The following is a 13,598-nucleotide window of genomic DNA, read 5'->3' as shown; positions in this document are numbered from 1 at the left end:
ATAGTTTTGTTTTTCTGTCAATGGTTCGCGAAAAAACACGTCGTCAATGTGGAAATGTTTTGTTATACTGGAAACAGGTTTTGAACTCGCCAAAAGGAGATTGGTAGGATGCTTGGCAACAGCGGCAAACCGATTTCGGAAAAAGCCATCACCGTCTGGCGCTTGACCGGAGTGTTGGGAACATTGGCTGGCGGCGTCATCATCGGTGCAATCGCTTGGGTGTTGTCGCGCTTCCATGTTCCTGAGTGGTGGTTAGCGCCGTTGGCGGGCATTTGGGGAGTGAAAGCGGTCTTATGGATCGGATGGCTGCCTCCCTTGCGCCAGAAACGATGGCGTTACGATATTCGCGACGAAGACATAGAAATTCAGCACGGCGTTTGGTCAACGACATGGACGTTAGTTCCGATGAATCGCGTCCAACATGTCGATGTCCGGCAAGGCCCTTTGCTCAAACGGTACGGGTTGGCTTCGGTCGTGATTTTCACGGCCGCTACCGTCCATGAAATCCCCGCTCTGTCTGAATCGGAGGCGGAACGGCTCTGCCGGCTGATCGCCGAGCGGGCGAAGGCGGCGGATCAGGATGATGACTAAGCGCCGTCTTCATCCCATTGCGATGGTAACGGGAGTAGGGAGGGAGCTGAAACACGTGCTGCTCCCGCTTTTGGTAGTTGTCATAGCTGGCAGCCGCGGTGATTTTTCTTGGCGGGATCTCGTCATGCCGCTTCTTGTGCTCGCCTACACGATCGTTGCCGGCGTTCTTTCCTGGGTTCGTTTCAAATACGGCTGGGACGGCCAAACGCTGGAAGTGGAAGAAGGGTTGTTTGTCCGCAAAAAACGGACGATCCCGTTTGAGCGCATTCAAGGCATTTCTACAACGGAAGGAATATGGCAGCGGCTAGCTGGAGTCGTAAAAGTTCATATTGAAACCGCCGGGGGCGGGCTTGGGGAAGCAGAAGTGGCGCTTGCCGCCGTGTCGAGGGAAGAAGTGCACCGCTTGCAGCGCGAGATTGAGCGGGCAAAAGAGCAGGCAGGGGGGCGGCCGCCGTGTGAGCACGGGAATCGGCCATTGTCTCTTCCTTTATTTACGCTTTCGATAAAGGAAGTATGGCTTGCCGCTGTGACAAGCGGGGGAGCGTTTGGCGTCGTGGCGGCCGTTTGGACCTTTTTGTCCCAACTTGGCGACCTGATCCCGTATGAAGCGCTCTTTCGCAATGTACAGACGACATGGAACGGACATGGGCGGTGGTACATCGGAGTCATCGGTTTGGTGGCGCTGTTGGCCGCGTATGGGGTGGCGATCGGGCAAAATATGATCCGTTTCGCTTCGTTTGCCGTGCGCAGGCAAGAAGATACGATTGTCATCACCCGCGGTTGGCTCGAACGCCAAACGGTTTCAGTCCCTATTGGCCGCGTTCAAGGGGTGATGATCCATGAGAGCTGGCTGCGTCGTCTGTTCGGGTATGCGACCGTATCGCTCATTCATGCCGGCGGGGCGCTTGATGGCGGTCCACCGGGGGATGTGGTTCTTTGCCCGCTTGTAAAAAAAGAGCGCGTCTCCTCGATTATTCACGCGTGCCTGCCGGAGTACGATCTCGGTGTTGCGTTCCGTCCATTGCCGAAGCGGGCTCAAATCCGCTATATGCTTCGGCCGCTTTATTGGTTAGCGGCCCCGCTGGCATTGGCTGCTTACATCGAGCGTCCATGGGGAGCGGGGCTTTTGTTTGCGCTGCCGCTTGCTCTGTGGATCGGGTCGCGGCGCTATCAAGCAGCCGGCTGGGCGCTTTCTTCAAGGCAGTTAACACTCCGCAGCGGCTGGTTCCGCCGAACGACCACATACATGTTGAAACATCGCCTGCAAGCGGTTGAGGTGGCGGCGACATGGTGGCAACAGCGAAAACGATTAGCCACGATTTCCGCCGCTGTTATGCCGCTTGGCACCCGCGCCCGCGTCGTCGATGTGGATGAAGAGGATGCGGCTTCAATCTATCGCTGGCTGCAAGGGAAAGGGAGGAACCAAGCATGATGAAGGCCTTTCTTCACGGGCTTATCCTTGCGTTTGGACTCATTTTGCCGCTGGGGATGCAAAACGTGTTCATTTTGACCCAAGGAGCGGTTCAGCGGCGTTGGCGGCATGCCTTGCCGGCGGTGCTGACGGCGTCGTTGTGTGATACGTTGTTGATTTTCCTCGCCGTTTTGGGCGTCTCGCTCGTTTGGCTTGGTTCCGCTTGGCTGAAAACAGCCGTGATGGGAGCTGGCATTCTTTTTTTGCTGTATATGGGCTGGAGTACATGGAAAAGCGCCCCCGCCGCTGGCGGAAGCGAAGCGGCGGAACGGTTTCCGCCCCGCAAACAAATCGCTTTTGCCGCCTCGGTATCGCTGCTGAACCCTCATGCCATTTTCGATACGATCGGCGTCATTGGCACGGGTTCGCTCCGCTATACGGGAATGGAGAAAGCGATATTTGCGGCGGCGTGCATTGTTGTCTCCTGGATTTGGTTTGTGGGGCTGTCCCTCGCCGGAAGAATGGTTGGCCGTTTCGACGGCAGCGGGGGAGGACTGCGCTGGATGAACCGGATTTCCGCGCTCCTCATTTGGGGAGTGGGCGGATATATGCTCATGAAGCTATTTCGTGATTGGCTGCCCTAAGACGTCCGAAGGGATGGCGCACCTAGCATGAATACAACGAAACCGTATCTTGAAGCGGCCTGAGTTGTTCCCAGCGAACGGATGATCTGCTAAAATAGGAATCAACGAAAGAAAAGAAGGAGAGAAAGATGCAAACGGAGCGCGAATCGCATGGACGGATTATTTTTCACGTAGACGCCAATTCGTTTTTCGCCAGCTGTGAGATCGCCCGTGATCCGTCGCTTCAGAAAAAACCGGTCGTTGTGGCAGGAGACCCGAAAGAACGGAAAGGAATTGTGCTGGCGGCCAGTTATGTGGCGAAACAACAGTTTGGCATCTATACGACGATGCCGCTTTGGGAAGCGAAAAAACGCTGTCCATCGCTCGTCGTGCGGCCGCCGGATTTCCCATTGTATCGCGAAATGAGCCGCCGCTTGTTCCAATGGCTCGAGCGCTTCTCGCCTGTTTTGGAGCGGGCCTCGATTGATGAAGGCTATTTGGACGTGACCGGGCGGATGCCGACGGTTCACCCGCTCGCATTGGCGCGCCATATCCAACAAGAGCTGCTTGAACGGCTGTCGATTCCGGTGAGCATCGGCATCGCCCCGAATAAGTTTTTGGCGAAAATGGCAAGCGACAGGAAAAAGCCGCTTGGCATCACCGTGCTGCGCAAGCGCGATATCCCGTCTGTGTTATGGCCGCTTCCGGTCGAACAGATGCATGGCGTCGGCGACAAAACAGCGAAGAAGCTGCATGCGCTTGGCCTCCATACGATCGGCGATCTCGCCAAAGCTGACCGCGAGCGGCTTCGCCAGACGTTTGGCATTTATGGCTCGCGCCTTTACGAGCGGGCGAACGGCATCGACCCGCGTCCGGTGGATCCAACAGCGGCGGAAAAGCGAAAATCGATCGGACACTCAACAACGCTGCCGTACGATATCGAGGAAGAACAGAAACTGCTCGCTGTCTTGCGCCAGCTGGCCGAATCGGTCGGCGCCCGGATGAACGAAAAGCGGGTTGCCTCGCGAACCGTTCAACTGACCATTCGCTACCACGATTTTCACACGATCACCCGCAGCCAAACTGGAATCGAGCCGTTATCGGACGGCGAAGAAATCTTTTCCTATGCGGCGCGGTTGTTCCAAAAGCATTGGGACGGCCGTCCGGTGCGTCTTCTTGGCGTCGCCGCGCTCCATGTGTTTGACCGGGCCAGGGCGGTGAAGCAGCTGGATTTGTTTCAATATGAAGAAGAGGCGAAAATGGAACCGCTTTGGAAAGCGGTGGAACAGCTGCGGGCGAAGTTTGGCGCCCGCGCCTTGCAGATGGGTGTTGAGCTGCTTTCGTCCGACAGACAAACGAAAGAGGGGGAAGAACGTTGACGATCTTACTAATTGCCGCGGCTGTCGTGATGCTTGCAGGCCTCATCGGCACGCTCGCGCTGTCGGGGCGGGGAGACGAACAGTACACATCAGCAACCAAAGGCAATCTCACCCGCCTAGCGTTGATTTATGCCGGATTGGCCATTGTGCTAGCGGCAGGAATCGGGGTATATCTGGCGTTATAACAAGCGAAAGACGATGCCCGCCGTCGAGTTTAGATGCTGCGGCACCGGTTAGAGACAAACGGTTATGGACCATCGAGCCCTGGTGACAAAGTAGCCATCGGTTCATCTCAGGCAGAGCGTCGCTCTCTTGGACATGGGATGAATCGATTGGCGTTGGTTGAGTGAAAACCGCCAATGAGGGGAAGCGTCTAGGCATCGGAAGTGCCACCCCCCTGCGTTTGTGGTGTGATGATCCTCACTCCGGCGGGATGGTTTTTTGGGGTAAAATGGATGGTAAACGGAACAACCATGGAGGGATGTATGGCCCACTATGTTTGGATGATCATTAATGCGCTGTTGGTGATCGGCACGGCGGTTTATATCTGGCTGTTCCGCCCGAACGACTCGGCTGCGGTGTTGGCAGGAAAATGGCTGGCGCAAGTGGCGGTGCTGCTGTTTTTGGTCAATGTCAATATGTATTTTATCTTCCTTGTCATCCGCAAAACAAAAATCCGGAAGGTCAAAGTCACGTTAGCGCGGATAGCAAGAAGCATGATGAAAGCCCACATCCCGCTTGCCGTCGCTGGAACGAGCTTGATTGTCCTCCATGGAGCAATGATGGCATGGAAACTCGGAGCGGTGATCGGTTTTGGCCATGGGAAGCTAGTGACCGGTTATGCAAGCCTCACGATGTTGGCCATCACCTTATTTGCCGGCGTCCTCCGCCGGCAAAAAGCGTCAGGGTGGAGAAGAAAGTTTCATCTTGTCTCTGCCTTGCTGTTTGCCGGTTTGTTTCTCCTTCATCTCTTTTGGCCGATCTAATCACGTGTAAGGGAGAGAGAAAACGTGGGTGACTTGCTTTCGTTGCTGACGGAATACCGCCATCGCCAAGTTGTCGTCAACTTCTATGAAGAAGACGAGCTGGTGGCGCGTGACGGGTTTTTCTTTGATGGCATCGAGCGATCAAACGGTCTGCTATCTTTCATCAAAGATGGGCGCATTCGCTGGTCCATTCGGTTGGATGACTACCCAAGCTATGAGATCGTACACGATTTCCCGAGGCATTATCGGTTTTATGGCCAGCATCGGGCTGTAGAGCTCTATTTTCCTTCTTAACGGTGTCCGCTTTAAAAGCAAGAGGAACGTGTAGCTGCATAACGGATCGGTTTCGGCCGCATAATAACGTTGTCCGCCAAAACGGGCGGAAATGGATCGTTGGCTAAACTATCGAGGTGAAGGTTATGATCGTCGTCCGGCTTGGCTATGTCGCTATGAGTGTGCACGTTCCCCATTGCTCTCCCTCTCAAACGATGACCGTGGCGCGATTTCGCGCCATTCGCGATCGCGAGGCGGCGATCCGCAAGCTTGAGCGGATTGCTCTCTCCAATGTCGAAAACTGCCTTCGCCTGCTCAAATATAACAAGGCGCATGACATCCGTTTTTTCCGCCTCAGCTCGCGGCTCATTCCGCTTGCCAATCATCCGGAACTAGAGAGCTGGGATTATCTCGCTCCGATCCGTGAAGCGTTGCGATCGATCGCGCTGTTTTTGCATGAGTATCCGATGCGGCTTGATTTCCACCCGGAGCATTTTGTCGTGCTCAATTCTCCTGACTCCGATGTCTTCCATGCCTCGTTGAACGCGCTAAAGCTGCATGGGGAGTTGCTGCGAGGGATGGGGATTGACCTAGAACACCGGTGCGTGCTCCACATGGGCGGCGGGTATGGCGACAAAGAAAAGCGTTGGAGCAGCTGATCCATAATTGGGCGTACATCCCCGCTCCGCTGCAGCGAATGATCATGTTCGAAAATGATGATACGGTGTTTACGTTGCGCGATGCCCTCTATGCATGCGAAAAACTCGGCGTGCCGCTCGTTTTTGATTTGCACCATCATCTCGCCAATCACGACGAAGAAGACTGGCGGCCGGACTGGGAACGGATCGTGGCGACATGGCGCCACTCGCCGCTGCCGATGAAAATGCATCTCTCAAGCCCAAAAAGCGACAGACAGTTCCGCGCCCATCACGATTTTGTCGATGCTGAGATGTTCATCCGCTTTTTGCGAGAAGTCAAAGGCACCGTCCGGCAGCTTGACTGCATGATCGAAGCGAAACAAAAAGATGAAGCGCTGTTCCAGCTTGTACGCGACCTCAAACAATATGACGACATCGAATGGATCGACGGGGCGAGTTTTTTTGTCAAATAATCAATCCCTATCCGCCAAACTTTTGGCCAAATGCTCCGCTAGATCGAGCAGCGAAAAGCTGATAGACCACAAAAGACGGCCGAAGGGCCTCGCTAATCGAGCCCATCCCCACAAACCGGGATGGGCTTTTAACTGAGAAATTCCCTGTTTCCAGAATGACGCATAGGCAGAAGAAGCTCATCGCCTTTTTGTGCGATAAATAATAGCAGGCAATAGAAAGATGGAAGAAAACATGGTGAACCGAAACATGTTCTTCGCCTCGCAGCATAAATCGATGGTAGGACAAACAAGACTTGGACATGAAAGAAATGACTTGCACCATAGCTAACCGGACAAAGAACATCGGCAAAATCAGTGCCGTAAACGGTTAAGAACGCTAGGGCGGATTGCTCAAAACGTTCTCGCCCGCCTTTTGTCTTGGTAGTAAATAGGGGAAAGAGTAGGTAGATGACTCTGTTGTCAATGTTACGGTCTTTTTTTATCATGAAGTAGGGGATTCCCGATTTTTTTATGAATGGGGAAGTATGATGGGAATTACAGGATACCACGATCCATATTTCATCGTCATTTCCGCAGTGATTGCTGTTGTTTCTTCTTACGTATCCTTGGCCATTTCAGCGAAGGTCGCCGAAAGTGATAAAGGGAAAGCTGCTTGGGTCTTTTTAGGATCCATCATTATTGGATTGGGAATTTGGTCTATGCATTTTACTGCCATGCTTGGGTATCGGCTACCTTTTCCTGTGTCTTACAGAGCGACTCCGGCTGTTTTATCGTTTTTACTGGCAGTGTGCTGGTCGTTTCATGCTTTGTATATAGTTTCTTATCATCGAAAAAAAGGTTGGCATTTTGCCCTGAGCGGCAGTTTCATGGGAACGGCCATTAGTTTGCTTCATTATGTAGGGATGGTGGCGATAAAAACGGAGATGGTTATGCATCATCATCCGTTTTTTGTTTGTCTGTCGATTGTTCTGTCGTTTTTTGCTTCGTTTCTAGCATTGTTTATTCTTTTTATGGTCTATCGCACGAATAGCGGTCAAGTGTTCAAAAAGACCATTAGCTCTATCGTGGTGGGGTGCGGAATCGCGGCCATGCATTATACCGCAATGAAAGGAATGTCGTTCCGGCTGCCTCATGGCCAGGAAGCACGGCCCATAGAACAGACGATAGCGATCCCGACTGACGGCTTGGCTGACATTCTTGCGTTTATTACGCTGGCTATATTGATCATGACCAGCACTATGATCCATATCGAGCGGCGCGAGGTATTGCGGCAAAAGCGGCTAACCGAGGTCCATTATCAATGTTTAGTGGACCGCAATCCCCATCTCGTACTGTCCGTGGACTTTAATGGGAGGATTACGAGCATCAATCCAAAAGCAATAGAGATGTTACAAGTTCGTCAAGGTGACCTGCCAGACAATGTATATGACTTGTTTTTTAGGAAGGATCATCAAAAAATTGAGGAATGCTTAGCAAAGGCGAAAAAGGGGGAATCTTCCGTTTTGTCTGTGCCCATAAAAACTGACCGCGACAACCCGGTGATGATGGAACTTACTTTGATCCCGATTATAGGAGACAAGGATGTCATTGGATTGTTTATGATCGGAAAGGATGTCACCGAACTAGTCGAATATCAGGAACGTATAAAGAAAGTGCAACAAGATTTGTGGAACACCATCTGCCAACAACAAGGGCTTATCTTTAAATTCACCAAAAGAGACGGCCGATTCGTTCATACGTTATGCGGCGGCGAGTTGTTTCACCATCTAGGAATTGATCCAAAACACGTGTTGGACAAGACAGTGCACGATTTTTTGCCCAAGCCCATCGCCGACAAAAAAGAACGATATTATCAGTATGCGTGGGAAACGGGGGAAGCGTTGTACTATGAAGGAAATATCAACGGAATTGACTACTTAGTCAGCTTGCGCCCAATCAAAGAGAACGGCCAAGTAACGGAAATCATCGGCTCGGCAATCGATATTACAGAACGAAAGATGATGGAGAAAGCGTTATGGCAGGCTAAAGAAGAGGCGGAAAAAGCCAACGAAGCAAAGTCCCATTTCATCTCGCGTCTAAGTCATGAAATTCGGACTCCGCTAAATGGTGTGTTAGGGTTTGCCCAATTGCTTGAGATGGATGATTCTCTCAATACCGAGCAGCGCGAATTGGTACGAGAAATTTTAGGAAGCGCCCGACATTTGCTGCGTTTAATGAATGACATGTTAGACTTAGCTAAGATGGAAGCGGGAAAATCGCACTTGCTATACGATGTGGTGCATCCGAATGAAGTCATTGAGGAAAGTGTGAAATGGATGGAACCACTCGCTAAGAAAAATAACATTAGCCTCATCTATAAAGCTTTTTCGAGCGAGCATGTGTACTTATATACAGACGCTACAAGACTCAGACAAGCATTACTGAATTTGCTTGATAACGCCATTAAGTATAACCGTGATGGCGGTACGGTGGTGGTCGAAGGAACAGAGGAGCAGGGGAAAGTCACGATCCGTGTCAAAGACAGTGGAATCGGCATCCCGGATGAGGAGAAAGAAAACATTTTTGAGCCGTTTTATCGAATCCGAGGCAATCAAGTTGATGGCAATGGCATTGGACTAGCGTTCGTTAAACAAGTCGTGCGCTTGCTTGGCGGCACAATAGCGGTAAATAGCAAACTTGGCAAGGGAAGCGAGTTTTCGATCAGCCTTCCAGCTATTCGATACGTTCATAACGGGCCACATTCGCCTCTAAATAAACGGGTGAATCAGGAGCGATTAATGCAAATCGGCCATAAAAAAATTTTATATATTGAAGATCATGCATCCAACTTAAAATTGTTGGAGTATATCCTGCAACCGTTCCCCAATCTTTCGTTAACATTCGCTAACAGCGGCGGTGAAGGCTTGCAAAAGGCGGCCGATGGCCAATTTGACCTGATCCTGATCGACATCCATCTCCCGGATTTCAGCGGATATACCGTATTGGACATGTTGCGACATAATGAACGAACGAGCCATATCCCAATAATCGCAATCAGTGCTAACGCTGTTCCGAAAGAAATCAAAAAGGCATTACAAGCGGGATTTACGGACTATATAACGAAACCGTTGGACGTAAGCGCATTTCTTGAAAAGTTAGTGGGGTTATGGGAAGAAAGTCTCGCTTATAAAGAGAGTGATGTTTCGACACACAACAAGAACAACGAAGGGGAAATATGTCGTGAAAAGTCGAAAAAAGAGCGTAATATGTCCTTTTAGATGCCGCTAAGGAGCATCTGCATGTGTTTGGTGCATAGGAAAAGTTAGACAACTATATGAAAAGACGCTATATTGAAAATTACACAAATAGTCCATTTTTCCTGTGGTGATTTTCATGCTTAGCGGCTATTAAAGGATAGGATAAAAGAATGATAAAGGAGTAGCGAAGCGGTGACTTTTGTTTCTGTTCGACATGTAATTGGCAAACAGCAGTTTGAACATGTTTATCAACCACTCTGGGATTTAATGAACTGGAGCATCTTCGGATATGAATCGTTGTTGCGGGTAAACGGAGTCAAAAATATTGAACACCTTTTTCAAAAAGCCCGTGACGAAGGATGCTTGCATGAGCTGGATCTCGCATCGCTAGAGGGCTCCATTTCGCAATTTCCTTTCTGGGAACGGAAAAGGGGTCTCCTATTTGTAAATTTGTACCCATCTACCATGCTGCATCGTGGGTTTGCGCAGTTATTAAAAAAACTGGTTGAACGTTTTCCGCATATTGAAAATCGGATTGTGTTCGAACTGAACGAAACGGAAGAAGGCGACGATCTATGGAAAGACGGCAAACTGAACGCGACTGTAAAGTTGATAAGGGAGTACGGATTTTACATTGCGATCGATGACGTTGGCAAAGGAGCCTCTACTTTACAAAAAATTATTGAACTACAGCCGGATTATGTAAAATTGGATCGATATTTCGCCCAAGGATTGGCAGCCGATGTCGAAAAGCAAAAAATGGTCAGCTTGCTCGTAAACTATTGCAGTCCAAAAATGGTGCTCGTGCTAGAGGGAATCGAAAAGGAAACGGATCTTGCCCAAGCCAAGCTGTTAAGAGTGCCGGCCGCACAAGGGTATCTTTTAGGCAAGCCGGACCGGTTGACCTAAACTGCTGCGTACGGATGTACTAGTATAGCTTTGCTCCCTCCTTTGATTAAGGCGGCAAAAACGGGAGGGCAAACGAAGCGATCGTATAATCTTGGTGGGGAAAACACGGTTTTGTCATTCACGGGCGAAGAGCATACGAATGCCACGGAAAACGGCAAGCCAAAAAGGCTTAAGGGAGAAAGGGGCGGATGCAACGTTCTTTGCCCATTACTGCAAGGGAGGGAATTTGTATGATGGAGACCGGTGAGCAGATGAAGGAAACAACAGCTACAGCGGGAGAAAAGCGGTTTAGAGTACAGACGGTGGAAGAGATAGTCATAATGAAATGGCAGATTGTTGTTGATGAAGATAAACTGCATGCCATTTTACGCGTTGAACCTGAAGCTAACAAGCGAAGGGGATTGAAAGAAGTCAGCGTTAGCGGCCAAATCGGGTCGCAAACCGAGCTGTTGCTTGAGGTGCAAAACACGTTCGACTGCGAGTCTATTTTGCAAAAACTCCGATCTATGCATATCGTTCAAGGGATCGATTTTGCCGCGATCGTTGAAGCTGCGCAGACGACACGGCCAGATGATTTTATCGTTGCTAGAGGCGTGAAGCCGCGGGAGGGAACAAACGGCTGGGTGGAGCTGGCGGTCAATACAGACTATAATCAGAAAAGGGAACTGTCGGGTGAAGGCGAGAATGCGGATTGTTTAAAAGGGGGAGATATTTCTTCCGTTCGGTCGGGGCAAACTATAGCGGTCATTCATCCCCCGGTTCCCGGTGTTCCGGGGATTACTGTGACAAACGAGCTGATCCCGCCTAAACCGGTTCGACCGGTCACTGTTCATGTAGGAAAAGGCGTAAAGTTGGTCGAAAACGGGACAAAAATAATAGCGTCGACCACCGGACGGTTAGTATTTCGGCAAAAAGGGCTGGATGTGCATATTTCCGTGATTGACAAATTCATCCACGAAGGCGATGTCAACGTGAGCTCGGGTCATATTCGCTTTCACGGCGATGTCGATATTATTGGAAGTGTGGAAGACGGTATGGAAGTGGAAGCAGACGGACGCATTATCATCTACCAAAACGTCCATCGGGCGACGGTCACCTCAAAACACGCCGTGATCATTCGAAACAATGTGATCGGGAGCACTATTTCGGCAGGAACCGATCGGGCAATGCCTTCTGAGCTTATCCGCTTGTTGTTAAGCGAAATGGAAGAAGATATAGAAAACATGGTAACCTTAATAAAACAGTTACTTCGTTCGCCGTCGTGGAAAACGTTCGCTTGGACGAAAAACGAACAGCTTCTTTTCTTTAAGCTGATCAAACATTTAATGCGTGATAAGTTTTCTGATTTAGAAAATAAAGGAAAGGAATATATAGAGGCCGTAAAAAAAGAGGATGGCCAACAAATTTCATCAGTTTGGCGCGACGTGGCAGAGCGGTTGCAACGATGTTTTTTTCCAAGTGTTCCGAACGAATCGCATTCATTCCAACAGCTTGTCAAACTGCTTGATGATATAAAAGGGATTACCGGCTCCTATGCATGGAAACACAATGAGAACAACCGTGTCGAGATGGCCTATGCGTTAAATAGCACCATTTATTGCAACGGAGACATCGTCGTTTTTGGTCAAGGATGCCATAACTGTACGATCCATTCCGATGGGTTTCTTGACATTAAAGGGGTGATGCGCGGCGGCCGCGCTTACGCGAAAAAAGGTGCGTCCATTCAAGAGGCAGGATCGGATTCAGGAATCTCCACCTACATTACAGTGCCGCGTGGACAAACAGTAAGGCTTGGCGTAGCGAAAGAGGGAACTGTCGTTCACATTGGTCAAACCGTCTATACGTTCCAAACAGAGCAACACCATATAGAAGTAGCCTTAGGAGAGAATGAAAAAATCGTGTTCAAGCACTTTTAAGTTCCTTGTTTTTCAAATACAAGAAAGTTTAGCGGGGATTGTTTAGAATAAGGGAGGGGGAGGGGGAGAAGGAGAGGATTCAATGAATGATTTAAAGGTCTTGATCGCTGATGACGATGCGGTTTCAAGGGCGATTTTGCGGAATTTTATCCGTTTGTTTCCAAACTATGATGTTGTAGCGGAGGCGGCTACCGGAGAGGAGCTGCTACAGCTTGTGTTTGAGAAGCAGCCAGATATTGTACTTGTTGATATCGGCATGCCTGGACTTGATGGCATAGAAGCTGTTAAACTATGCAGACAATCTTTGCCGGATGTTCAAGTGATTTTTACTACTGGGTATGACGAATTTGCGGTCAAAGCGTTTGAACTATCCGCGGCCGATTATATCGTGAAACCGATCGAGCGCACACGTCTCTTTCAAGCACTCGAAAAAGCGCGTAAGTTCATCGAAATCGCCCGACATCCCGTTGTGTCAATGAAGTCGGACAAAAGACTAGAGATCCGTTCGAAACATTCAATCGTTTGGCTGCCTCTGGAAGATGTTTTGTTCGTGGAGAAAGAAAATAGGAAAACGATCATTCATACGGCTGATGAGCAATACGAGACGACAACCCCTCTAAACGATATAGAAAAGAGGCTCACGGATTGTTTTTTGAAAACCCATCGTTCGTATATCATCAATTTGAAAAAGGTAGTGAAAATTGTGCAAATTGGTGAAACGTATGCTGCCCATTTTTTCGGCTGTGAAAAAGTGGCTTATATTTCGAAATTGAAATTTCACGAAGTACAACAGAAAATGTCGACTATACATCTTTAGATAGGCTTTTTAGAGGAAAGTGTTAAACGTTGTAAACATCTCTTTGAATCGTCTTATTCTTTCAATGGAGGATTGTATGGAACAGGTGGAGAGGATACTAATCGAACAGTACTACGGGTTATTATAGGGCATTTTATCCGTGGCATGGAAGCATGGCAAAAGAATTAATCCTCCATGCTGACCAAGCCCTCTATTAGGCAAAAGCTAAACTCAATCGCTATCAATTTTACAGCCAAGAGGCCGAACAGGCTGTGAAGTAAAAATGAGCTTCTTGACTTTGAAAGAAGTTCTCTCCATTTTTAAACGATAAAAATATCAAATGAACAAGATCACTCAGCTCATTTTT

At 49.4% G+C, this 13,598-nt stretch carries 11 protein-coding genes and 1 pseudogene; all 12 read left to right on the top strand.

Annotation, left to right across the window (positions count from 1 at the left end; all coding sequences use genetic code 11):
• Positions 1 to 108: 108 nt before the first annotated feature.
• The 12 genes and pseudogenes from B9L21_RS07995 to B9L21_RS07940 all read left to right on the top strand — a co-directional run bounded on the left by B9L21_RS07995 (position 109) and on the right by B9L21_RS07940 (position 13,252).
• Positions 109 to 591, top strand: coding sequence for a PH domain-containing protein (locus tag B9L21_RS07995; protein WP_063165923.1), 483 nt, complete (start codon positions 109 to 111; stop codon positions 589 to 591).
• Positions 581 to 2,023, top strand: a complete 1,443-nt coding sequence (locus tag B9L21_RS07990; RefSeq protein WP_063165922.1) for a PH domain-containing protein — start codon at positions 581 to 583, stop codon at positions 2,021 to 2,023. Before B9L21_RS07995 ends, B9L21_RS07990 begins: the two co-directional genes overlap by 11 nt.
• A complete protein-coding gene (locus B9L21_RS07985) occupies positions 2,020 to 2,646 on the top strand; it encodes a LysE/ArgO family amino acid transporter (protein WP_063165921.1) in 627 nt (208 codons plus the stop codon). Before B9L21_RS07990 ends, B9L21_RS07985 begins: the two co-directional genes overlap by 4 nt.
• 128 nt (positions 2,647 to 2,774) lie before the next feature.
• Positions 2,775 to 4,004, top strand: coding sequence for a DNA polymerase IV (locus B9L21_RS07980; RefSeq protein ID WP_063165920.1), 1,230 nt, complete (start codon positions 2,775 to 2,777; stop codon positions 4,002 to 4,004).
• The gene (locus B9L21_RS07975; protein ID WP_063165919.1) at positions 4,001 to 4,189 is read left to right on the top strand and encodes a hypothetical protein; all 189 of its coding nucleotides are present in this window, start codon (positions 4,001 to 4,003) and stop codon (positions 4,187 to 4,189) included. The genes B9L21_RS07980 and B9L21_RS07975 overlap by 4 nt, the downstream gene beginning before the upstream one ends.
• A 300-nt stretch (positions 4,190 to 4,489) precedes the next feature.
• Complete coding sequence (locus tag B9L21_RS07970) at positions 4,490 to 4,990, top strand: hypothetical protein (RefSeq protein WP_063165918.1); 501 nt, start codon at positions 4,490 to 4,492, stop codon at positions 4,988 to 4,990.
• Between the two features lie 24 nt (positions 4,991 to 5,014).
• Entirely contained in the window at positions 5,015 to 5,284 is a 270-nt protein-coding gene (locus B9L21_RS07965; protein WP_063165917.1) for a hypothetical protein, read from the top strand.
• A gap of 128 nt (positions 5,285 to 5,412) precedes the next feature.
• Positions 5,413 to 6,374 (top strand): annotated as a pseudogene (gene uvsE, locus B9L21_RS07960) (UV DNA damage repair endonuclease UvsE).
• A gap of 527 nt (positions 6,375 to 6,901) precedes the next feature.
• Complete coding sequence (locus B9L21_RS07955; protein WP_063857366.1) at positions 6,902 to 9,631, top strand: MHYT domain-containing protein; 2,730 nt, start codon at positions 6,902 to 6,904, stop codon at positions 9,629 to 9,631.
• Positions 9,632 to 9,802: 171 nt separating this feature from the next.
• Complete coding sequence (locus B9L21_RS07950; RefSeq protein ID WP_063165916.1) at positions 9,803 to 10,519, top strand: EAL domain-containing protein; 717 nt, start codon at positions 9,803 to 9,805, stop codon at positions 10,517 to 10,519.
• Between the two features lie 188 nt (positions 10,520 to 10,707).
• A complete protein-coding gene (locus tag B9L21_RS07945; RefSeq protein ID WP_225995634.1) occupies positions 10,708 to 12,435 on the top strand; it encodes a DUF342 domain-containing protein in 1,728 nt (575 codons plus the stop codon).
• A gap of 82 nt (positions 12,436 to 12,517) precedes the next feature.
• Positions 12,518 to 13,252 (top strand): LytR/AlgR family response regulator transcription factor, encoded by a 735-nt coding sequence (locus tag B9L21_RS07940; RefSeq protein WP_063165915.1) that lies wholly within the window; start codon positions 12,518 to 12,520, stop codon positions 13,250 to 13,252.
• Positions 13,253 to 13,598: the final 346 nt, after the last annotated feature.

The sequence above is a fragment of the Geobacillus uzenensis genome (assembly GCF_002217665.1).
Classification (GTDB): Bacteria; Bacillota; Bacilli; order Bacillales; family Anoxybacillaceae; genus Geobacillus; species Geobacillus subterraneus.
The sequence above is the reverse complement of the archived record's forward strand: the minus strand, read 5'-3'. Positions and strand labels throughout refer to the sequence as shown.